This window comes from Microbacterium pumilum (genome assembly GCF_039530225.1).
Taxonomy (GTDB): Bacteria; Actinomycetota; Actinomycetes; order Actinomycetales; family Microbacteriaceae; genus Microbacterium; species Microbacterium pumilum.
In genome coordinates this window covers 2,093,295-2,114,884 of the sequence record NZ_BAAAOH010000001.1, presented here as the reverse complement: position 1 = coordinate 2,114,884, position 21,590 = coordinate 2,093,295, and the positions used below count along the sequence as shown (strand labels likewise).

Here is a 21,590-nt window from a genome sequence, read left to right as displayed (position 1 = left end):
GTCGCGTGAAACGCCGTGTCAGTCCAAGGCTTCGACAAGGGCCCTGCTCAGGTACGGCGCGAGGGTGTGGGCGAAGGTCGCTGTGAGATGCCTGCCATCGCGCACCACGAGGACCCCGCCGACGGCGATGGAACACTGGGCGGGCGCGCACATGTAATCCGTCAGGTCGATGAGAGTCGCATTCGCGTCCCGCGCCACCGCTTCTCTCGTACCGTCGTCGTGCAGAGCCTCGTCGCGGGGCACGGCGCAGCCGCCCCGCAGCGCGGTGTCGACATCTAGTGCGCACTCGAGCGCCGACTTCGGGAAGATCGGGTTGTCGCGGATCGCGATGATGGGCACCCCGGCGGGTCTCGTCGACCAGGCCTCGACCAGGCCCTGCACGCGATACTCGTCGGCATCGGCGCCCTCGGGCACCGATAGCGGCGCGGCACTCGAATGGGTCACGATGATCGCGTCGAGGTCGGGCATCGCCTGGATGCGGGCAGTCAGGTCGGCTGTCCAATTGCGGCATTCGTCGGCTTCCACCGGACTCGACTGCCGCTGGGTCGCCGTCGTCCAATAGCAGCCACCACGGCCGGCGACGTCGATCCGCCAGCCGTTCTCCAGGGCGATGCGCGCGTACGCCCCGATCAGCGTGTTGTTGTGCGAGTCGCCCACCGCGATCAGGTGTCGCGAATAGCCCTCCTCGACGCCGAGCGTGCAGACGTGGACTTCCTTCATGCCGTCGCTGGCCCAGCAGCCCGAGCGATTGTCGTCGTCCTTGCTGAGTGCAGCGAAGCCCGGTACGAGCTCAGTGGGCACCGCGTCCGCGCACGCCGCCTGAGCGGGGTCCATCGCCGCCGCGCCGAAGCACGGCGAGGCGGCATCCCAATCCTCCTCCCGGGCCGCGGCAGTCTGGGGAATCAGCAGAGCAAAAGCAAGGACGACGACCGTCCCGATCGCCACGACCGGCGTGATGAGCGATGCCTGCGATCGCGGACGCGCAAACGCCCACTGCTCCACGGGCCGCGAGACGAACCGCCGTGTCGCGAGAGCGGCGAGGATCGAGATCGACAGGATGATCACGGCATCCATCACGCCGACGGTGTCTCGACCGACGATGGCCAGAAAGGCGATGAGGATCGGCCAGTGCCAGAGGTACAGCGGGTACGACACCCTGTCGAGTGCGACGAGCGGCCTCGCGCCGAGCACCGTGGCAACCGATCCGCGCGAGCGACCGCCCGAAGCCGCGATCACCAGCGCCGCTCCGAGCACGGGGATGAGGGCAAGTGGTCCCGGAAACGCCTGGGCGCCGTCGACGAACCAGCCGCTGCCGACCACCAGGGCGAGGCCGATCCATCCCGCCACCGCACCGAGCACCCCCGGCAACCGCAGCCCGCGAAGCACCAGGCCGGCCATGAGCGCACCGAGGCCGAGCTCCCATAGCCGCGTGAACGAGCTGAAGTACGCGATGTCGGGACTGGTGCCGTTCAGCCAGGCGGCGTACAGGAATGAGGCTCCGGTCGCGATCCCGAGGACGATCCAGACGATGCGCAAGGATGCGGCGGGCGATCGGGCGATGCGCACGATCAGCGCCACCGCGAGGGGCAGGGCGATGAAGAACTGCGCCTGGATCGCGAGCGACCAGAAATGCTGCACCGGACTGGTGAGGGGGCCCGCCGCGTTGTACGCGAGCTGCGAGGAGATGAGCTGCCAGTTCTCGACATACAGCGCCGATGCGATGACCTCGCCCAGGTTCTGCTCGCGGGTCCATGGCGGCAGGACGGTCATCGTGAGAAGCAGCACGAAGACAAGGGTGACGGCGGCGGCAGGAGCCAGCCGTGTGAAGATCCGTCCCCACCGTCGCGCCAGGTCCAGACTGCGTCCCGCGTGCACGCTCGACGCGAGCGACATGGTGATCAGAAATCCCGACACGACGAGGAAGACGTCCACGCCACCGCTGACCCTGCCGTGCCCGAACAGGTGGAACAGCACGACCATTGTGAGCGCCACGCCCCGCAGCCCGTCGATCTCTCGGATGCGCTGGGGTGAGCGGCGAGGCGACGCTGCTCGCAGCTGCGCTCTCGTCACGGTCGTCATACTCACCCGTTGTAGTCCTGATTGTAACGGTCGAGCACTTCATCGATGGGCGCGTCCATTGCGAGACGCCCCTTGTCGAGGTACAGCCCCCTCGTGCAGAAGCGTCGGAGATCCCGCTCGCTGTGGCTGACGAAGAACAGTGTCCGCCCGTCTGCGAGCAGCTCGTCGATGCGCTTGTAGCATTTCTCGCGGAACGCCTTGTCGCCGACCGCCAGCACTTCATCGACCAGCAGGATGGGCTCCTCGAGCTGGGACACCACCGAAAAGGCCAAGCGCACCTTCATGCCGTTCGAGAGGTGCTTGTAGGGGGTGTCGACCGACTCTTCGAGCTCGGCGAACTGGATGATGCCGTCGAAGCGGCGCGCCACCTCGGCGCGCGGCATCCCGTGCAGACCCGATGTGAGCTTCACGTTCTCGCGAACCGTCAAGTCTCCGACGAAGCCGCCGGTGATCTCGATGAGCGGGGCGACTCCCCCGTTGACGGCGACACGACCCTCGTCTTGGATCAGCACTCCGGCCACGAGCTTGAGCAGGGTGCTCTTGCCCTGGCCGTTGCGCCCGACCACTCCGATCGACTCACCCGGCTTGACGGCGAAGCTCACGTCCCGCAGCGCCCAGAACTCCCCCGGCTTGGAGCGCCTCGACGAATCCGCGAAGAGGTCCTTGAAGCTGCGGCGCCCGCGGCGGTTGCGCCGGAATCGGACGCCGAGGTCGTTGACCTCGATCGCAAGCTCGGAGCCGGTCATCACAGCTCCTTGAGGACGGGTCGTTCGAGCCGGCGGAACGTGAAGACCCCGAGCGCCAGGAAGCCCACGCTCATGAGGGCGGCCACGATGACCGCGAACCCGTCCCACTGATCCGGGAAGAATCCCACGCGGTACAGCGTGAAGATGCCGAACAGCGGGTTGAATGCGGCGACCTGGTGGAGGGCGGCCGGCAGATCGTAGATGCCGTAGATGACCGGGGATGCATAGAAGAGGGCGCGCAGGATCAGCGCGGTCGTGCGCTCGAGGTCGGTGTAGAGCACGCACAGCGGCGCCACGAGCAGTCCGAGCCCGACGAGCAGCATCACCTGCAGCAGCATGCCCACGGGAAAGAGCAGGATGCCCCAGCCGACCTGCGCTCCGCCGAGGATGGCGAACAGCACAAGGACGGGGATCGAGAAGATGAACTCGATCCCCTTGCTCAGCACGATCCGGTTGACCCAGATGGATCGGGGAATCGCCGTCGACCGGACCAGCCGGGCGTCCTTGTTGAACGCCCGCGTGAAGTCGGAGACGGATGAGTTGAACCAGCCCCACGGCAGCAGCGCGCTGATCAGGAAGACGATGTACGGCTGCTCGCCCGCGCTGCGATCGAAGATCTGCGTGAAGACGAACCAGTAGATCGCGCTCATCACGAGCGGATCGAGCACCGACCACAGATAGCCCAGCGCGCTCGTCGAGTACCGCACCCTGAGATCACGCGCGGACAGCAGCCACAGCGAGTGGAAATAGCGCTGCGGAGAACCCGGAGCGCCGACAGTGGCGGTGGTCACGATGGCGAGTCTATGGTGCGCGGGTCAGGCGAGCTGGTTGTGCCACATCGACAGCGCCGAGCCGATCGCCATGTGCATGTCGAGGTACTGATAGGTGCCCAGGCGCCCGCCGAACAGCACGTCCTGCTCGCCCTTGGCGAGCTCGCGGTAAGCCAGCAGACCGGCGCGATCCTGCGACGTGTTCACCGGATAGTACGGCTCGTCCTCGCGCGTCGCGAAGCGCGAGAACTCCCGCATGATGATCGTCTTGTCGGCCGGATGCCGGTCGGCCCGCTCCGGATGGAAGTGCTTGAACTCGTGGATGCGCGTGTACGGGATGTCGGCATCCGCATAATTCATGACGCTCGTGCCCTGGAAGTCTCCGACATCCAGCACCTCGCGCTCGAAGTCGAGCGTCCGCCACGACAGCGCACCCTCGGTGTAGTCGAAGTAGCGATCGACCGGACCCGTGTACACGATGGGCAGCTGCCCCACCGTGGCCCGTTTGTTGAACGGCTGGGACTCGTCGAAGAAGTCGGTCGAGAGCTTGACCTCGATGTTCGGGTGGTCCGCCATCCGCTCGATCCACGCGGTGTACCCGTCGGTCGGAAGGCCCTCCCACGTGTCGTTGAAGTACCGGTTGTCGTAGTTGTAGCGCACCGGAAGGCGGCTGATGACCTCGGCGGGCAGGTTCTTCGGGTCGGTCTGCCACTGCTTGGCGGTGTAATCGCGGATGAACGCCTCGTAGAGCGGTCGCCCGATGAGGGCGATGCCCTTCTCCTCGAGGTTCGCGGCATCCTTCGTGTCGAACTCTCCGGCGAGCTCGTGCACGAGCGCCTTTGCTTCGTCGGGCGAATACGCCGCGTTGAAGAACTGGTTGATGGTGCCGAGGTTGATCGGCAGCGGGAACACGATGCCCTTGTGGTTCGTGTAGACGCGGTGGACGTAGTCGGTGAAAGTGGTGAAGCGGTTGACGTACTCCCACACCGCGGGGTTCGACGTGTGGAAGAGGTGCGCGCCGTAGCGGTGCACCTCGATGCCCGTGGCCGGATCGTCCTCACTGAAAGCGTTGCCGCCGATGTGGTCGCGACGGTCGATGACCGTGACGGTGAGGCCGGATGCCGCGGCGCGCTCGGCGATGGTGAGGCCGAAGAAGCCGGAGCCGACGACGAGAAGATCCATGGATGCTGCCTTCGGGTTCGCGTTCGCCGCAGACACGGCGACGCGGCGTGCCGGAGCGCCGCCGCGGTGCCAGTCTATCCAGCGTGTCTGGACACTCCCGGAGTGCCGGCGCCTCCGGCGGCGCAGCGGATCCACTCGTTCCGAGCCACTCCCCCTCCCCTACGCTGGAACCGCCATGACTCTCGAGATCTTCGTGCCCTTCTGGGGCGAGCCCGCCCTGCTCTACGAGACCGTCGACTCCGTGCTGGCGCAGCGCAATCCGGCCTGGCGGCTCATCGTGATAGACGACTGCTATCCGGATGACGCCGTCCCAGCTTATTTCGCTGCGCTCACCGACCCGCGCATCTCGTATCTGCGCAACGAGGTCAACCTCGGCATCACCGAGAACTACCGGGAGGCGATCAGGCGCGCGACGACCGAGTACATCGCGATCCTCGGCTGCGACGACCTGATGCACCCCGACTACGTCGACGTCATCACCCGCACGATCGCGAACGTCCCCGAGGCGGACGTCATCCAGCCGGGGGTGCAGGTCATCGACGAGCACGGCACCGTCGTGACGCCGCTCGCGGATCGCGTGAAGCAGGGGATCCTGGCGCCGCGCGGGGGCAGCGGCATCGCGGTGCTCACCGGAGAGCGGATGGCGACGAGCCTCATCCGCGGCGACTGGCTGTACTGGCCCTCGCTCGCGTTCCGCACGTCGACCCTCAAGCGCATCGACTTCCGCGAGGGCCTGCCGATCATCCAGGACCTCGCCCTGCTCATGGACATCGCCTTCGAGGGAGGAACGCTCGCGTACAACCCCGTGGTGGCGTTCTCGTATCGCCGACACGGTGGAAGCGCGTCGCAGAAGACGCTGCTCGACGGCAGGCGCTTCCGCGACGAGCGCATGTACTACGCGCAGGCGCGACGGCTCGCGGCCGTACGGGGCTGGACGCGCACGGCGCGCGCCGCCCGTGCGAGGGTGATGTCGCGACTGCACGCCGTCACGGAGCTCCCCAAGGTCCTTCGGGGGCGAAACCGCGCCGGGTTAGAATCGACGCTGGCGCACATCGTCGCCCTCTGAACCCGCCCGCGGGTCGCACCCCAGGAGCCACCCGCATGTCCGATCATGTGCTCATCACCGGCGGTGCCGGTTTCATCGGCACCCGCCTGGCGCGCCGCTTCGTCGACGCCGGCCACACCGTCACGGTGCTCGACGCCCTGATCCCGCAGGTCCACGGCGACCACCCGGAAATCACATCTCCCCTCGTGCGATCCCTCGACGGCGTCGCGACGCTGGTTGAGGGCACGGTCACGTCCACGGACGACCTCCGATCGACCCTCACCGGCGCGACGATCGTCGTGCACCTGGCCGCCGAGACCGGCACCGGCCAGTCGATGTACGAGATCGACCGCTACACCGAGGCGAACATCGGGGGCACGGCGAAGCTGCTCGATGTGCTGGCGAACGAGCCGCACGACGTGCGGAGGATCGTCGTCGCCTCGTCGCGATCGATCTACGGCGAGGGCGCGTACCTCACGCCGTCCGGCGAAAGGGTGTACCCCGGCCACCGCGCGGACGCCGACATGGCAGCGGGCGACTTCGAGGTGCACATCGCCGGCGAGGGCGCGCTGAGCGTCATCCCGACCGACGAGACCGCGAAGCTCCATCCGTCGTCCGTGTACGGCATCACCAAGCAGGTGCAGGAATCGCTCATCATGACGGTCGCGCCCACGGTCGGGATCGAACCCGTCGCCCTGCGGTACCAGAACGTCTACGGGCCCGGTCAGTCGCTCAAGAACCCGTACACCGGCATCCTCTCGATCTTCTCGAACCTGATCCGCCAGGGCAAAGAGATCAACATCTTCGAGGACGGGCTCGAAAGCCGCGACTTCGTGTACATCGACGATGTCGTCGAGGCCACGTTCCTCGCGGCCACGATGCCGGATGCCGCGGGCGGGGTGTTCAACGTCGGCTCGGGCGTCGCCACCACCGTCAACGAAGTCGTCGCGGCGCTCTTCGCGGCGTTCGGCACCGAGGTTCCGACCCGCGTGTCGGGCAACTACCGGCTGGGGGACATCCGGCACAACATCGCCGACACCACGCGCCTGCGCGAGATCCTCGGCTACGCCCCTGCCGTGAGCTTCCGCAACGGCGTCGCCCGCTTCGTCGAGTGGGTTCTCACCGAGCCGATCGAAGGCGACAGCTATCAGCGCTCCCTCGACGAGATGTCGTCGCGGAACCTGCTGAAGTGAGCCTGCCCGCGGCCCTGCGTGGCACGCCGTATCCGTACCGCAAGAACAGCCTCAACCTCTTCCGGCTGATCCTGGCGGCGCTCGTGTTGTTCGCGCACAGCTGGTACATCACGGGTCAAGGCACCGGACCGCTGATCCAGGGCGAGAACCTCGGCGGCTGGGCCGTCGCCGGATTCTTCGTGCTGAGCGGGTTCCTCATCACCCGCAGCCGGCTGCGCACCTCGCCCGGCGAGTACCTCCTGCATCGCGTCGCTCGCATCTACCCGGCCTTCGTCGTGGTGCTCGTCGTCACGGCGTTCGTCTTCGGACCCGTCGCGCTGCTGATCCAGCAGGGGTCGCTCAGCGGATATCTCACCACTCCGGTCACGCCGTTCCAGTACGTCTGGGGCAACATCACGCTCTACATCGACCACTACAGCATCGGTGTCACGCTGCAGAGCGTGCCCTACCCGGGCGCGTGGAACGGGTCGCTGTGGACGCTCTTCTACGAGTTCCTCTGCTACATCGTCATCTGGGTGCTGGGATTCATCGCGATCTTCCGACGGTCGCCGATCCTGGTGGGTGTGCTGTGGCTGCTGAGCGTCGCCACGTGGGCCTACGTCGGCGCCGCGCACCGGGTCGGCCTCGACATGAGCTTCGAGCTGTTCTCGCGGCTGCTGCCCTTCTTCCTGGGTGGATCGCTGATCTACTTCGTCGTCGAGAGGATCGGCGTCAATCGCCTGCTGGGCATCGGGGCGCTGGTCCTCACCGTCGCGCTGATCCTGCTCATCCCGCACTGGGGAGGACAGGCGGCGGCGCCGGTTCTCGCCTACGGCCTTCTGTCGCTGTCGACGTGGGTCCGCCAGCCGTCGTGGGTCGCCCGCAATGACGTCTCGTACGGCTTCTACATCTACGCGTGGCCGGTGCAGCAGCTCGTGGTGCTGATCGGCGGCGCCGCACTCGGGATGCCGGTCTACATCCTGATCACGATCGTCGTCACGTTCGCGCTGGCGTGGCTCAGCTGGGTGCTCATCGAGCGTCCCGCGATGCTGCTCGTCCGGCCGACGGGCGAGCGGCTGCGCCCCGAGCCGGTGGGCCCTCCCGGCGACATCCAGGAGGGCTGAGACTCACCTCAGCGCTCGGCGGCGGCGCCCGGCCTCGCGCCATGCGCGCAGCAGCATCCACCGCGATGCGATGGCCGGACGAAGCCCTCGCGGCGACGCCGAGGACGCGTTGGCCCCGTGGATGCGGCGGCGCACCGTCGCCTGCTCGACATGGCTCATGCGGCCTGCCGTGTTGGCCACCGTGGCGATCCAGAGGTCGTGGGACTCGGTGAGAAAGGAAGGGAACGGCGTGATGGCCGCCAGCATGTCGCGCCTGATCGCCATCGCACATCCGAAGTACGGAGCGACTCCCGCGAGGATCCGTGCCTCGTTCCGCAGCCGCTGTGTCGACGTCGCGGCGCGCAGCAGCCAGGGCCTCCCCGAGACCGGTGAGCGGAGCGGGTCGCCGGAATCCAGCAGGACGAGATTGGATGCCGCGACCCCGCTGCGGGTGGCGGCATCCACCAGCACCGCACGTCGACCGGGGATCCACTCGTCATCCTGGTCGGCGAGCAGCAGCACGTCGCCGGTGGCCGCGAGGAGCGCGGTTTCGAACGTCCGCACGTAGCCGCGATTGACCGACTGCGGTGTGACGCGGATGCGGGGATCGCCGATCGAGGCGATCACAGCCACGGTGTCGTCCGTGCTGGCGTCGTCGACGACGATGATCTCGTCATCCTCGACGAGTTCCGACAGGATCGATCGCAGCTGATGCTCGACATAGACGGCACCGTTGTACGTCGCCATGCAGACACTGACCCGGGTGGGAGGGCTCACCGGTGGCCTTTCGCGAGGGCGCCGAACATCTCCGCCATCCTACGCGGCCCGCCGCACGGGCCCCGGGCGCGAACGTGGTCCGCGCGGCCCTCGCTGGTAGGTTGTCAGAGCCATGCCCGCCCCGCGAGATCGTCCCACCGTTGATGCGGACCCGACCGGATTCGTCGTGAGCTCCGTCGTGACGGCGTTCGCCCCGACGGCCGATCTGCTCGACAATCTGCGCGTGCTGGTCGAACAGGTCGATCAGGTCGTCGTGGTCGACGACGGCAGCGGTCCCGGTTACGACGACGTGCTGGCCGCGGCCACGAGCCTCGGTGCTCGGGTGGTCCGCCTGCCCGAGAATCTCGGCATCGCCGCGGCGCTCAATGCGGGTGTCGCAGCGCTTCTCGAGCCGGATGCGGCACGCGAGCCGGACGGGATCGTGTTCTTCGACCAGGACTCCCGCATCGGGCCCGGCTTCGTCCGGTCGCTCACCGCGGCCCACGTGGCGGCCGCGCGAGCCGGTATACCTGTGGCCGCCACCGCACCCGAGTTCTTCGCCGGCGTCTCGCAAGCGCACGGCGAACGGGACGGGCACCTGCTGTCGCGGCAGCCGATCCAGTCGGGGCTGCTCGTCTCCGCCGTCGCCGTGGGGGTCGTCGGGCCCTTTCGGGACGACCTGTTCATCGACCTCGTCGATACCGAGTACACGATGCGGGCAGAAGCACACGGCTTCGTGACCATCGCCGCCCGAGGCCTCGACCTTCCTCACGCTCTCGGCCGCCGGGTCGCGCTCTCGCCGTTCGGCCGGGTCGTCCGGGTCCCGGGAGGGCAGCCCATCGGGTTCACCGTCAGCGCGCCGTTCCGCTACTACTACCGCGCGCGCAACCGCGTCGTGGTCAATCGCGCCTACCGCCGGCGGCGACCGTTCGCCGTTGCGCGCGCGACGGTGCTCGAGTGGCGGCACTACGTGATCGTGTGGTTCGCCGTGCGTGAGCGTCGCCGCTTCGCGGCCATTCTGCGGGCCGGACGCGCGGACGGACGGCGCGGCCGGCTGGGTCGCATTCCGGATGCGGTCGCGCGGGCGGCTGCGGACATCACCTGGCGAGCACCGCTGTGACCCCGGCGACCACGAGGGGTTCTGGGGCGATCGCGCTCGCCGCCTACCGACCTGACCCCGAGCTCTTCGCCCGGCAGCTGGTGTCGCTGCAGAACCAGACCGTGCGCGACTTCGTCTGTGTCATCTCCGCGGACGGCGAGGTGGAGGACGTGCAGGCGCTGGTGTCCGAGGCGACGGGTGCGGATCCCCGGTTCACCGTCACGGGGCACCCGGACCGCGTCGGGTTCTACGCCAACTTCGAACGAGCCGTGCGGGCGGTCCCGGCATCCGTCGAATGGGTCGCGCTGAGCGACCAGGACGACGTCTGGCACGCCGACAAGCTCGAGCGCCTCGTGCCGCTCCTCCAAGAGCACACGATCGCATCCGGGCAGGCTCGCGTGGTCGAGTTCCCGTCCGGTCGGGTCATCCAGGCGACGACGGCACGCAGGAACTCGGATGCGCTCGCGCTGACCGCGATCAACCAGTTCTCCGGCGCCATGAGCGTGTTCCGGCGTGAGGTGCTCGACCTGGCCCTGCCGTTTCCGCGGATGCCCACGCGCGTCGAAGTGCACGACCACTGGATCGCCGTCTGCGCCGCCATGCTCGGCCCGACGGTGGTGGTGGACGACGTCCTGCAGGACTACGTGCAGCACGCCGCGAACGTCCTCGGCGAGGTGGCCGGCAACCCCGAACGGCTTCGGCCGGCATCCGCCCTGCGAACCCTGCTGGCGGCCGGGCAGCGGTACGAAGGCTCGCGCAGCCCGCTCGCACTGGCGCGTGCGCTTTACGACATGGGATTCGGGTGGCGGGCGCAGATGACGGCGACGCTCTCCGCCCGCATCACGCCCGCGACCACCACGCTCAGCACGGTGCAGCGCGTGTTCGGGTCGGCGACACGCAGCGGGTATGCGCTCCGCTACCTCGCGCGAGGCTCGATCCACGGCCCGTCCAACGCGCTGATGCTGACGAGCGGCAAGGCGCTGCATCCGTGGCTCGGGCGGCGCCTTCCCCCGGCCCGATAGTCCGTCACCCAATAGCATTGCGCGACGACAACCGCGAAGATCGGCATCCGACCATTCCCTTCCTCTCCCGCATCCTGAGCTTCTCCGCCACGGTCGGCCTCGTGGCGCTCGTCGGGGTGCTCGCGATACCGGTGCTGATCCAGTCGGTCGGTGCCGAGGTCTGGGCGCAGCTCACTGTGATCCAGGTGCTCGCGGGGGTGTTCGGCGTCATCGTCGCCTTCGGCTGGGGCGCCACCGGACCGTCGATGATCGCCGGGGCGACGCGCGAGCGCCGTCCACTCATCTTCCGGGAGTCGTTCTCGGCCCGGCTGACGCTCTATGCGGTCGCGGCGCCGACCATGATCGTCATCTCACTGCTGCTCACGCGAGGGGATGTCGCGCTGTCGGTGCTGGGCACGATCGCCTATCTGCTGCCCTACGTCGCATCGCCCTGGTATTTCGTCGGTCAGGCACAGCCCGGCCGACTGTTCGTGCTCAACACGATCCCTTCCGTGGTGGGCACGCTGCTCGGGCTCGCCGCAGCCTGGTTCACGGGCAGCATCGCGGCGTTCCTGCTCGTCCAGGCACTGGGCTACCTCGTCGCGATCATCCTCGAACGACGGCACATCCTCGCCACCATGCCGGCGGGCGAGCATCCGCCGTACCGCCTGCGATCCGTGCTGGTGCTGCTGCGGTCGCAGCGCCACGCGGTGACCGGATCCCTCGTCAGCAGCCTGTACGTGTCGCTGCCGCTCGTGATGGTGCAGGCGCTGATCCCCGCGCAGGTTCCCGTCTACGCGATGGCCGACAGGCTCTTCAAGTTCGGCTCGCTCGCCCTGGCCCCCGTGCAGCAGTTCCTGCAGGGCTGGGTGCCCGAGGACGGGCCGCAGCACATCCCCGGTCGCTGCATCCGCGCCGTCGTGATCGGCTTGGGATTCGGCTTCGTGGGCGGATCGCTCATCGCCGCGTTGAGTCCCCTGGCGGCGGATCTGCTCAGCGGCGGTGCCGTGCTGGTGCCGTTCATCCTCAGCGTGCCGCTCGGGGTCGCGTTCCTCTTCGTTTCGGGCTCGGCGATCGCCGGCTACGCGTGCCTCATCCTCCTCGGGCAGGTGCGGCACGTCGCGATCGCATCGGTGATGGCGGCCTCGATCGGCGCCCCGCTCATCGTGATCTCCGCGACGCTGCAGAGCCTCGAGCTGATCGCGTGGTCGGTCGCCATCTCGGAGTTCGTCGTGACGATCTACCAGCTCGTCATCCTGCGGCTCACGCTGCTGCGCGGGATGCCGCCGACCGAGCCGACGGGGCCGTCACAGCCCGACCCCGACCCCACCTGACGACCTGCCGCGAGCTCAGGCGATTCGCCCGCACCAGGACGATTCCGGCCCGAGCCATCCTGAATCCACCGAATCGCCTGGCGCGGGTGCGGGGTTCCCCGGCAAAGTCAGCCGGTGGTCTCGGCGTCAGCGCCCGCATTCGTCGAACCCGCCGCATCCGCCTCGAGCCGTTCGACCCGGGCGGCGAGCTGCTCGAGCTCCGCGCGGCCGATGGCCGACTCCTCCGCGACGCGCCGGATCTCGTCCTCGGCCTGGGAGAGCTCCCACGAGAGGTGCAGCGTGACGCCGAGGAGCAGCACGATCGCGAGCGAGAAGAGCAGGTTCGCCGGCACCTGGACGCCGAGTGCGGAGGTGAGCCACAGCAGCAGCTGCGGGAAGACCCCGAGGAGCAGCACCGCCAGGCCGATGACCAGCCACATCACGGCGTACTTCTCGCGGAGCCTGCGGGTCAGCAGCATCCAGACGACGATGATCAGGATGACGAGAGCGAGCGCGATGCCCACGACGACGATCACGCGGGCACCTCTTGCATGGCCTCGGGGGCGACCGGGCGCATGCGACGCATGACCGCGAGCGACAGCGCGAAGACGGAGCGCAGCAGGTACACGCTCGAGCCGACGGGGCCCTTGCTCGGCACGCCGTGCACGCGGGGCCGCATGGCGACCGGCACCTGCACGACCACGAGTCCGGCGTGGCAGGCGGCGACGAGGGAATCCAGCGTGTCGCCGAGGTACTCGGCCGGGTAGTAGCGGACGTACTGGTCGATCGCCCGCGCGTTGGCCGCCCGGAAGCCGCTCGTCACGTCCGTGAGCCGGGTCTTCGCCACCCGCGACACGACGCTCGCGAGAAAGACCATCGCCCACCGGCGCGGCCCGCGGACGTTGTAGTCGCCGACGTCGGCGAACCGAGCGCCGATGGAGATGTCGCCTCGTTCGAGGCCCGAGAGCACCCGCTCGATGTCTGCCGGATTGTGCTGGCCGTCGGCATCCACCTGGATCGCACGCGCGTAGCCGTGTCGCTGCGCGTATGTGAACCCCGTCCGCATGGCGCCGCCCACTCCGAGGTTGAACGGCAGCCGCAGCACACGTGCTCCGGCATCCTTCGCCACCTGCGAGGTGTCGTCGGCCGATCCGTCATCGACGACGACCACATCGAACGCCGGATTCTCGGCTCGGATCTCGCGCACGGTGGTCCCGACATTCTTCGCCTCGTTCCAGGCCGGAACGATGACCAGCACGCGGTCGGGGGCCTCAGTCATAGTGGCCTCATTCTATCGACGGCGCGCGGAGCTCCTGAGGACGCGGGGCCGGTCACCGCTCGCACGCGGTGAGTTCGTAGAGCTTCGCGTCGCCCTGCTCGTCGACCAGCTCGACGGCCGGCGACGTCGCGAGATCCTGCAGGCCGGGGAAGACATGCTCACCGGGGTGGACCTCGCGGCCGGCGAAGTCCAGCACGAAACCCACGCCGAGCTCGTCGACGGCATCGCACACGACCCCGCCGGGCGTGGCATCCGCGAGCCCGTCGTTGATGAGCTGCATCTCGTCACCGATCTCCATCAGCGTGTGCGGCATCAAGACCGGCCGGTCGGCGAGCGCGAAGGCCAATGACGCCCCTGTCCAGGGGCTGCCCGCCACCACGACGCCCTCGGGCACGTGCTCATCGAGGCGCGAGATCACGGCCGCTTCGTCGGCCGTGAGGAGGGCGGAGCCGGGCCCGAGCACGAACGGGCTCGCCGCCCATTGCTGCGCGACGGGGAGAGGCGATACCGAAGGCGCCTGCATCGCGGCGGCCGCACCGACGGTCACGATGATGCCGAGACCTGCGGCTGCCCATCGGGGCAGCTTCGCATCCAGCCGGCGAACGCCCTGATGCCGTGCGATGCAGGCCCAGGAGCATGCCGCCCCGTAGGCGCCCAGCGGAACCAGCGCGATCGGCAGCATCGCGGCCAGGCGGGGCAGGTTGTTGTACCAGCCGCCGGTGAGGATGTCGCGCAACGGCATCAGGGGCAGCGCCGCGACGGCGATGTAGAGGATCGCCGCCACCACGTACATCCCGAGCGCCACGATCGCCCGCGGTGTGCGTGCGACGACGGCCCACACCAGTCCGCCGACGACGAGCACCGCGGCGAGCACCGCCGACACGTCGTACCAGGCCGAGACGGTCAGCACGTCGACGACGGCGTCCACCATGCCCATCCGCAGCGGCCACCCCCGTGCCTCGGCGGGTGGGCGCAGCACCTTCAGGAGCACGACGCCGATGGCCAGATAGGCGACGAAGACGCCGAGCACCGCCCAGCGTGCGCGCGCGGTGCGAGCGGCGCGCAGCCTCGTCACCACGACCACGAGCGCCATCGGCGCGGTGAGCGCGAGCCACCCCAGCAGCGCGCCCGGGTGGGCGAGAGCGAGTCCCGGGAGGCAGCCCAGGAGCGCGACCGCCCACCACACCCGCCCAGGCGCCATGCGGCCTCCGGCGAGGCCGAGCGCGCGCATCGTCGCTGCCAACGCCGCCGGGAGCAGCGCCAGCCCCAGCTGGTACGGGTACAGGACGCCGTAATCCATCAGCAAGATCGGGAACACGGGCAGCGAGGCAGCGAGCAGGCCCGCAGTCACCGAGAGCACGGGCGACCGCCCGAAGAGGACACGGGTGAGCAGCAGCGCGCCGAGCGGCCAGATGACAGCCGACACCACGACCGTCACCGCGTTGATCGCGGCCGGAATGGACACGCCCGAGAGCTGGACAGTCAGCGAGACGAGCGCATGCCATGCCGCGGGATAGAAGGCCAGCCCGCCGCTGGGGTTGGTCATGTGGCCGAGCCACAGCGAGGACGCGTTGCCGGTGTCGAGCACGAACCGCACGCCGTTGAGGTGGAAGATGTTGTCGAACGTCTGCGAGATGTTCTCGGGATCCCCGAAGACACCCGCCACTCGGGCCGTCAGAAGCACGGCCGCGACGAGAAGTGCGAACAGCAGCCACCCGTCGAATCGGTGTCGCGCCACGGGCGGCGGGGTGAATCGACGGGTCGCGCGCCGGACACCCCAGAGCACGCCACCCAGCACGATCGTCAGCAGGATGACCGGCACGATCGACCACGGGAGCCCGGCCCACGGCGCCACGACAGCAGCGATGCCGATCACCGTGACGGCGAACGCGGGTGCGAGAGCGACCGAAGCGAATCCACGCACGCCGATGATCCTGGCCAGTGGTACCCCGACCACCCCGAGCAGCAGCACGGTCGCGAGCGCCGCCCACGAGAATGCGATCCAAGCCACGGAGGAGAGCCTTTCGAACACGGGGCGAGCGCACCCGGACGGTCGGTCCAGGATACCCAGGCGGATCCTGGGAGTTGTCGCCGAGGCACGTCAGGTGGCGCAGGGGCGCGTATGGCACGATTGTCAGGTGAAAGGCATCATTCTGGCCGGTGGCTCGGGCACGCGGCTGCACCCCATCACCCTGGGCATCTCCAAGCAGTTGATCCCGGTCTATGACAAGCCGATGGTGTACTACCCGCTCTCGACGCTCATGCTGGCCGGCATCCGCGACATCCTCATCGTCACGACCCCCCACGATGCGGAGCAGTTCGAGCGACTGCTCGGTGACGGATCGCAGTTCGGGGTGAACCTCACCTTCGCCCGGCAGCCATCGCCAGACGGGCTCGCGCAGGCCTTCACCATCGGGGCCGACTTCATCGGCGACGACAAGGTCGCCCTCATCCTCGGCGACAACCTGCTGTACGGACCGGGCCTCGGCACGCAGCTGAAGCGCTACGCCGACATCGACGGCGGAGCGATCTTCGCCTATTGGGTGGCTGAGCCCACCGCGTACGGCGTCGTCGAGTTCGACGCGGACGGCAAGGCTGTCTCACTCGAGGAGAAGCCGGCCGTGCCGAAGAGCAACTACGCGGTGCCAGGACTGTACTTCTTCGACAACGACGTGATCGAGATCGCCCGCAACCTCGAGCCCAGCCCGCGTGGCGAGTACGAGATCACCGACGTCAATCGCGCCTACCTCGAACGGGGAAAGCTGCAGGTCGAGGTCCTCCCGCGCGGCACGGCCTGGCTCGACACCGGCACGTTCGATCAGATGACGGATGCCGCCGAATATGTGCGGACGATGGAGCGACGCACCGGGCTCCGCGTCGGCGTGCCCGAGGAGGTCGCGTGGCGGCAGGGCTTCCTGAGCGATGACGAGCTCCGCGAGCGCGCCGCGAAGCTCGTCAAATCCGGCTATGGCAGATACCTGCTCGACACACTGGAAAGAGGACACTGATGGCGAACCTGCTTGTCACGGGGGGCGCCGGTTTCATCGGATCGAACTTCGTCCACCACGTCGTCGCGCACACCGACCATCACGTCACCGTGCTCGACAAGCTGACCTATGCCGGCAACCTGGCCTCTCTCGCCGGTCTGCCCGAAGACCGCCTCACGTTCGTCAAGGGCGACATCACCGACGCTCCGCTGGTCGACGAGCTGTTCGGGGCGGCCGATGCGGTGGTGCACTACGCGGCCGAATCGCACAACGACAACTCGCTGCACGATCCGCGACCGTTCCTCGACACCAACATCATCGGCACCTACACGCTGCTCGAAGCGGCTCGCCGGCACGGGACGCGCCTCCATCACATCTCCACGGACGAGGTGTACGGCGACCTCGAGCTCGATGACCCGGACCGCTTCACCGAGAACACCCCCTACAACCCTTCGTCGCCGTACTCGTCGACGAAGGCGGGATCCGACCTCCTGGTGCGCGCGTGGGTTCGGTCGTTCGGCGTCGAGGCGACCATCAGCAACTGCTCGAACAACTACGGGCCGTACCAGCACGTCGAGAAGTTCATCCCGCGCCAGATCACGAACGTCATCCGCGGCATCCGGCCCAAGCTCTACGGCAAGGGCGAGAACGTCCGCGACTGGATCCACGCCGACGATCACTCGTCTGCGGTGCTCACGATCCTCGACAAGGGCGAGATCGGAGAGACGTACCTCATCGGCGCTGACGGCGAGAAGGACAACAAGACGGTCGTCGAGCTGATCCTCAGCGAGATGGGTCAGCCGGCCGACGCATACGACCATGTCACCGACCGTGCCGGTCACGACATGCGCTACGCGATCGACTCGACCAAGCTGCGCACCGAGCTCGGCTGGACGCCCCAGTACCAGGACTTCGAAGCGGGCCTCTCCGCCACCATCGACTGGTACCGGCGCAACGAGGAGTGGTGGGCTTCCGCCAAGGACGGCGTCGAGGCCTTCTACGCGGCGAAAGGCCAGTGATGACGGAGTACGGCAAGCCGCTGTCGTCTGCTGAGACTCCCATCCCCGGCCTGGTCGTGTGGGAACTTCCCGTGCACGGCGACAGCCGTGGCTGGTTCAAGGAGAACTGGCAGCGCCAGAAGATGCTCGCCGGTGGGCTGCCCGACTTCGGTCCGGTGCAGAACAACATCTCGTTCAACGACGCGGTCGGCACGACCCGCGGCATCCACGCCGAACCGTGGGACAAGTGGGTGTCGGTCGCCACCGGACGCATCTTCGGCGCGTGGGTGGACCTGCGCGAGGGCCCGACATTCGGGGCGGTCTTCACCACCGAGATCGACCCGTCGCGGGCCATCTTCGTGCCGCGCGGGGTCGGCAACTCGTATCAGACCCTCGAGCCCGACACCGCCTACTCATACCTCGTCAACGACCACTGGTCGCCCGACGCGCAGTACACATTCCTCAATCTGGCCGACGAGACCGCAGCGATCACATGGCCGATCCCGCTCGAGCAGGCAGAGCTCTCAGCGAAGGATGCCGGTCACCCGCGTCTGGCGAACGTCACACCGGTTCCGCCCAGGAAGATCCTGGTGCTGGGCGCCAACGGGCAGCTGGGTCGCGCACTTCGGGCGGAGTTCGGCGAGGGAGGCCGGCTCGAGTATGCCGATCGCGCCTCGCTCGATCTGACCGCCGCCGATCTCGGTTCGGCCCGTCACTGGCGGGACTATTCGACCATCATCAACGCCGCGGCCTACACGGCCGTCGACAAGGCCGAGACCGCCGAGGGACGACCGGATGCCTGGGCCGCCAACAGCACGGCCGTCGGCGCGCTCGCGGGCGTCGCTGCAGCGAACGGGATCACCCTCGTCCATGTGTCGAGCGACTACGTCTTCGACGGGACGAAGAGCGGGTCGTACACCGAGGACGACCTGCCGGCGCCACTCGGGGTGTACGGCCAGACGAAGGCCTCGGGCGATGCGCTCGCCGCGACCACTCCTCGGCACTACATCGTCCGGACGAGCTGGGTGATCGGCGACGGCGCGAACTTCGTCCGCACGATGGCGTCGCTGGCCGAGCGCGGCATCGACCCGAAGGTCGTCGACGATCAGACCGGCAGGCTCACCTTCACGCGCGACATCGCGCGCGGCATCCGCCACCTCCTCACGACGACGCCGCCGTACGGCGTGTACGACCTCACGAGCGCGGGCGAACCCGCCTCATGGGCCCAGATCGCGCGGCGGGTCTTCGAGCTGACGGGCAGCGACCCGGACCGCGTGACGCCCGTGTCGACGGCGGAGTACTACGCCACGGCGTCCGGTCCTATCGCGCCGCGGCCGCACAACAGCACACTCGACCTGAGCAAGATCCAAGCGACCGGCTTCCGCGTCGATGACATGGACGATGCCCTTCGGCAGTACCTCGCGTCAGCGGATGACCGCCAGGGCCGGCCGTGAGGATCCACCGATGAGCGATTCCGCCGTCGCCGTCGTCGTGCGCACGAAAGACCGCCCCGAGTTCCTGCGCCGCGCGCTCGCCAGCATCACCTCCCAGACCCTGAGCGACTGGGAGTGCGTGATCGTCAATGACGGCGGCAAGCCCGGACCGGTGGACGCGGCCGTCGCCGAGCTCCCCGCCGAGCACGCGGCGCGCGTCAGTGTCATCCACGCGCCGGCCTCGAGGGGCCGCTGGGTGAGCGCGAACGCCGGCGTCCTGGCGACATCCGCCCCGCTGCTCACCCTTCACGACGACGACGACTCGTGGCATCCGGAATTCCTCGCGCGATCCGTCGACTATCTGGACAGCCACCCCGAGCGCAACGGCGTCGTCTCGCGCATCGAGATCAGGTGGGAGCATCAGACGCCGTCGGGCTATGAGGTCGTCAGCAGCGAGATCTTCCAGCCCGACCTGCCCGCGCCGACGTTGTCGGACACGCTGCTGTTCAATCGGTTCGTTCCCATCGCGTTCGTCTACCGACGCAGCCTGCACGAGGAGCTCGGTCTGTACGACGAGAGACTTCCGGTCGTCGGCGACTGGGCCTTCAACCTGCGCGTCCTCGCCCGCGGACCGGTCGACTACCTCGGTCCCGAGCCGTACGCGTACTGGCATCAGCGAGTGGGCGCCTCGGGCGCGGACGGGAACAGCGTGATCAGCTCCAAGGGCGAGCACGCCTACTATGACGCGCGCATCCGCGACGATGCCCTCCGTGAGTACGTCGACGCGAACGGGCTCGGCCTGGTGCTGTATCTGACGCGCTTCATCGACAAGCGCTTCGTCGAGGTCGAGAACGGCCTTCGCAGCGAGATCGCAGCGATGAATCCGTTCCGGCGCGTCGAGCGCCGCGTCCGCCGCGTCGTCTCGGAGCGGCGCGACAAGCGACGCTCGAACTAGTCGAGCGCGCGGCCGCCGGTCACTTCGTCAGCGCGGTGATGGCTTCCTCGACGGGGCCGTCGAAGACCTTCTTGCCCTTCGAGATGACGATGCCGCGCTCGCACAGCTGACGGATCATGTTCATGTCGTGGCTGACGACCAGCATCGTGACGCCTGTCGCCGTCAGCTCCTTGATCTTCGCCGCGCACTTCGCCCGGAAGGGTGCGTCGCCCACCGACAGCACCTCGTCCACGAGCAGCACGTCCACCTCGACGTGGATCGCCACCGAGAAAGCGAGGCGCATGAACATTCCGGAGGAGTAGTGCTTGACCTCCTGGTCGATGAACTCGCCGATCTCGGAGAACGCCACGATGTCGTCGAAGCGGGCATCGATCTCGGCGCGATTCATCCCCAGGATCGCGGCGTTGAGATAGACGTTCTCGCGCCCCGAGAGGTCGGCGTGGAATCCGGCGCCCACCTCGATCAGACCCGCGACCCGGCCCCGCGTGAAGACGCGTCCGCGGTCGGGTTCGAGCACGCCCGACACCAGCTTCAGGGTCGTCGACTTTCCGGAGCCATTGAGTCCCATGACGGCGACGGCTTCGCCCTCACCGACCTGGAAGCTCAAGTCGTCCAGCGCGAGGAACTCGTCGGCGCGCACCTTCTTCTTGCGGACCCAGCCGATGAAGGCTTCCTTGAAGGAATGCGAGTTGCGCTTCAGGAACACCTTGGTCACGCGGTCGACGATGATCGACGGCTGCGTGGTGGTTTCGGCTACGAGAAGTCGATGCATCACAGATCCTGGGCGAAAGTGCGCTCGAAGCGGCGGAAGACCGCCTGGCCGACGACGAGGCTCACGACGCAGGCCACGAGCGCGATGATGATGTACAGCCAGAACGGCTGCGGGAGGCCGACGCTCTCGGTCACTGTGCCCTCCCAGAATCCGTAGTGGAACAGCTCGACGGCCACCGACAACGGGTTGCACATGTAGATGTGGAAGGCCCAGGTCGGCAGCGCAGCCTGGACGAAGGGCCAGATGTAGAGCACCGGTGAGGTCCACGTCGAGAACATCCGGATGATCTCCACCACGTTCTGAGCATCGCGGAATCGGACGTTGATGCCGCTGAAGAACAACCCGAGACCCAGGGCGAACATCACGACGATCAGCACCCCGAGCAGCACTGCGCCGACCATGGCCAAGGTGGGCGTCCATCCCACCACCAGGCATATGAGCAGGAGGATCGCGACCTGCGGCAGGAAGTGGATGAACGCCACGATGATCGCCGCGATCGGGAAGAGCTCCCGCGGCAGGTAGATCTTGCGGACCAGCGAACCGTTGTCGACGATCGCATTCGTCGCGTTTCCGAATCCCTCGTTGAAGAGGTTGATGATCACGACACCCGAGAACAGGTAGATCGCGAAGTTCTGCACATCGTGATGGATCTGCAGGATGATCCCCATCACGAAGTAGTAGATGACGAACTGTGCGGCCGGCTTCACGTACGACCAGGTCCAGCCGAGCACGGAGTTGCGATAGCGGGTCGCCGTGCCCTTCCGCACCAGCAGACGCAGCAGATACCGCCAGCGGATGACGTCGAGGATGCCGCGACCGCGGCCCGGGACGTCGTATTCAGCGAGATCGATTGTTGTCACATCAAGGCTTTCGGGAGGTGGGCGTGCACAGACGGCACCA

20 protein-coding genes are annotated in these 21,590 nt (G+C 67.9%); 10 read left to right on the top strand and 10 right to left on the bottom strand.

The features are described 5' to 3' along the window. Positions 1 to 18: 18 nt before the first annotated feature. Genes ABD188_RS09245 through glf form a run of 4 tightly spaced genes read right to left on the bottom strand, consistent with a single transcriptional unit; the run spans position 19 to position 4,777 of the window. Complete coding sequence (locus ABD188_RS09245) at positions 19 to 2,070, bottom strand: acyltransferase family protein (protein ID WP_344060921.1); 2,052 nt, start codon at positions 2,068 to 2,070, stop codon at positions 19 to 21. An 11-nt stretch (positions 2,071 to 2,081) separates the two neighbouring features. Then, positions 2,082 to 2,825, bottom strand: a complete 744-nt coding sequence (locus tag ABD188_RS09240) for an ABC transporter ATP-binding protein (protein ID WP_344060918.1) — start codon at positions 2,823 to 2,825, stop codon at positions 2,082 to 2,084. After that, positions 2,825 to 3,616 carry an ABC transporter permease gene (locus tag ABD188_RS09235; protein ID WP_344060915.1) on the bottom strand — a complete coding sequence of 264 codons (792 nt, stop codon included), beginning with the start codon at positions 3,614 to 3,616 and terminating at the stop codon, positions 2,825 to 2,827. The genes ABD188_RS09240 and ABD188_RS09235 overlap by 1 nt, the downstream gene beginning before the upstream one ends. A gap of 24 nt (positions 3,617 to 3,640) precedes the next feature. Next, positions 3,641 to 4,777 (bottom strand): UDP-galactopyranose mutase, encoded by a 1,137-nt coding sequence (glf, locus tag ABD188_RS09230; protein WP_344060911.1) that lies wholly within the window; start codon positions 4,775 to 4,777, stop codon positions 3,641 to 3,643. A gap of 175 nt (positions 4,778 to 4,952) precedes the next feature. On the opposite strand from glf, the gene ABD188_RS09225 reads away from it, so the two are divergent. The 3 genes from ABD188_RS09225 to ABD188_RS09215 are packed head-to-tail and all read left to right on the top strand — an operon-like array spanning position 4,953 to position 8,118. Beyond that, on the top strand, positions 4,953 to 5,843 hold the full coding sequence (locus ABD188_RS09225) for a glycosyltransferase family 2 protein (protein ID WP_344060909.1): 891 nt from the start codon (positions 4,953 to 4,955) through the stop codon (positions 5,841 to 5,843). 35 nt (positions 5,844 to 5,878) lie between these two features. Then, complete coding sequence (locus tag ABD188_RS09220; protein WP_344060906.1) at positions 5,879 to 7,015, top strand: NAD-dependent epimerase/dehydratase family protein; 1,137 nt, start codon at positions 5,879 to 5,881, stop codon at positions 7,013 to 7,015. Next, on the top strand, positions 7,012 to 8,118 hold the full coding sequence (locus ABD188_RS09215) for an acyltransferase family protein (protein ID WP_344060903.1): 1,107 nt from the start codon (positions 7,012 to 7,014) through the stop codon (positions 8,116 to 8,118). The genes ABD188_RS09220 and ABD188_RS09215 overlap by 4 nt, the downstream gene beginning before the upstream one ends. Positions 8,119 to 8,121: 3 nt before the next feature. Here the strand turns inward: ABD188_RS09215 and ABD188_RS09210 are convergent, their stop codons facing one another. Beyond that, on the bottom strand, positions 8,122 to 8,874 hold the full coding sequence (locus tag ABD188_RS09210; protein ID WP_344060901.1) for a glycosyltransferase: 753 nt from the start codon (positions 8,872 to 8,874) through the stop codon (positions 8,122 to 8,124). A gap of 112 nt (positions 8,875 to 8,986) precedes the next feature. On the opposite strand from ABD188_RS09210, the gene ABD188_RS09205 reads away from it, so the two are divergent. From ABD188_RS09205 to ABD188_RS09195, 3 genes are read left to right on the top strand one after another with little or no spacing between them, the layout of a single operon-like run. Beyond that, on the top strand, positions 8,987 to 9,973 hold the full coding sequence (locus ABD188_RS09205; RefSeq protein WP_344060898.1) for a glycosyltransferase: 987 nt from the start codon (positions 8,987 to 8,989) through the stop codon (positions 9,971 to 9,973). Then, positions 9,970 to 10,974: a glycosyltransferase gene (locus ABD188_RS09200; protein WP_344060895.1), complete on the top strand. Its 1,005-nt coding sequence runs from the start codon at positions 9,970 to 9,972 to the stop codon at positions 10,972 to 10,974. The genes ABD188_RS09205 and ABD188_RS09200 overlap by 4 nt, the downstream gene beginning before the upstream one ends. Positions 10,975 to 10,991: 17 nt before the next feature. Beyond that, positions 10,992 to 12,287, top strand: a complete 1,296-nt coding sequence (locus tag ABD188_RS09195; RefSeq protein WP_344060893.1) for a lipopolysaccharide biosynthesis protein — start codon at positions 10,992 to 10,994, stop codon at positions 12,285 to 12,287. A 107-nt stretch (positions 12,288 to 12,394) separates the two neighbouring features. Here the strand turns inward: ABD188_RS09195 and ABD188_RS09190 are convergent, their stop codons facing one another. Genes ABD188_RS09190 through ABD188_RS09180 form a run of 3 tightly spaced genes read right to left on the bottom strand, consistent with a single transcriptional unit; the run spans position 12,395 to position 15,556 of the window. Continuing rightward, on the bottom strand, positions 12,395 to 12,802 hold the full coding sequence (locus ABD188_RS09190; RefSeq protein WP_344060890.1) for a DUF2304 domain-containing protein: 408 nt from the start codon (positions 12,800 to 12,802) through the stop codon (positions 12,395 to 12,397). Continuing rightward, positions 12,799 to 13,545 carry a glycosyltransferase family 2 protein gene (locus tag ABD188_RS09185; protein WP_344060887.1) on the bottom strand — a complete coding sequence of 249 codons (747 nt, stop codon included), beginning with the start codon at positions 13,543 to 13,545 and terminating at the stop codon, positions 12,799 to 12,801. The genes ABD188_RS09190 and ABD188_RS09185 overlap by 4 nt, the downstream gene beginning before the upstream one ends. 52 nt (positions 13,546 to 13,597) lie before the next feature. Next, positions 13,598 to 15,556, bottom strand: coding sequence for a DUF6541 family protein (locus tag ABD188_RS09180; RefSeq protein ID WP_344060884.1), 1,959 nt, complete (start codon positions 15,554 to 15,556; stop codon positions 13,598 to 13,600). 127 nt (positions 15,557 to 15,683) lie between these two features. On the opposite strand from ABD188_RS09180, the gene rfbA reads away from it, so the two are divergent. From rfbA to ABD188_RS09160, 4 genes are read left to right on the top strand one after another with little or no spacing between them, the layout of a single operon-like run. Continuing rightward, the gene (rfbA, locus tag ABD188_RS09175; protein ID WP_344060881.1) at positions 15,684 to 16,553 is read left to right on the top strand and encodes a glucose-1-phosphate thymidylyltransferase RfbA; all 870 of its coding nucleotides are present in this window, start codon (positions 15,684 to 15,686) and stop codon (positions 16,551 to 16,553) included. Beyond that, a complete protein-coding gene (gene rfbB / locus ABD188_RS09170) occupies positions 16,553 to 17,551 on the top strand; it encodes a dTDP-glucose 4,6-dehydratase (protein ID WP_344060878.1) in 999 nt (332 codons plus the stop codon). Before rfbA ends, rfbB begins: the two co-directional genes overlap by 1 nt. After that, positions 17,551 to 18,984, top strand: coding sequence for a sugar nucleotide-binding protein (locus ABD188_RS09165; protein ID WP_344060875.1), 1,434 nt, complete (start codon positions 17,551 to 17,553; stop codon positions 18,982 to 18,984). Before rfbB ends, ABD188_RS09165 begins: the two co-directional genes overlap by 1 nt. A gap of 10 nt (positions 18,985 to 18,994) precedes the next feature. Beyond that, a complete protein-coding gene (locus tag ABD188_RS09160) occupies positions 18,995 to 19,918 on the top strand; it encodes a glycosyltransferase family 2 protein (RefSeq protein ID WP_344060872.1) in 924 nt (307 codons plus the stop codon). Positions 19,919 to 19,937: 19 nt separating this feature from the next. Here the strand turns inward: ABD188_RS09160 and ABD188_RS09155 are convergent, their stop codons facing one another. Together ABD188_RS09155 and ABD188_RS09150 are read right to left on the bottom strand one after the other, a co-directional pair. Next, positions 19,938 to 20,690 (bottom strand): ABC transporter ATP-binding protein, encoded by a 753-nt coding sequence (locus ABD188_RS09155; protein WP_344060868.1) that lies wholly within the window; start codon positions 20,688 to 20,690, stop codon positions 19,938 to 19,940. Beyond that, positions 20,690 to 21,550, bottom strand: coding sequence for an ABC transporter permease (locus ABD188_RS09150; RefSeq protein WP_344060865.1), 861 nt, complete (start codon positions 21,548 to 21,550; stop codon positions 20,690 to 20,692). The genes ABD188_RS09155 and ABD188_RS09150 overlap by 1 nt, the downstream gene beginning before the upstream one ends. Positions 21,551 to 21,590 lie beyond the last annotated feature (40 nt).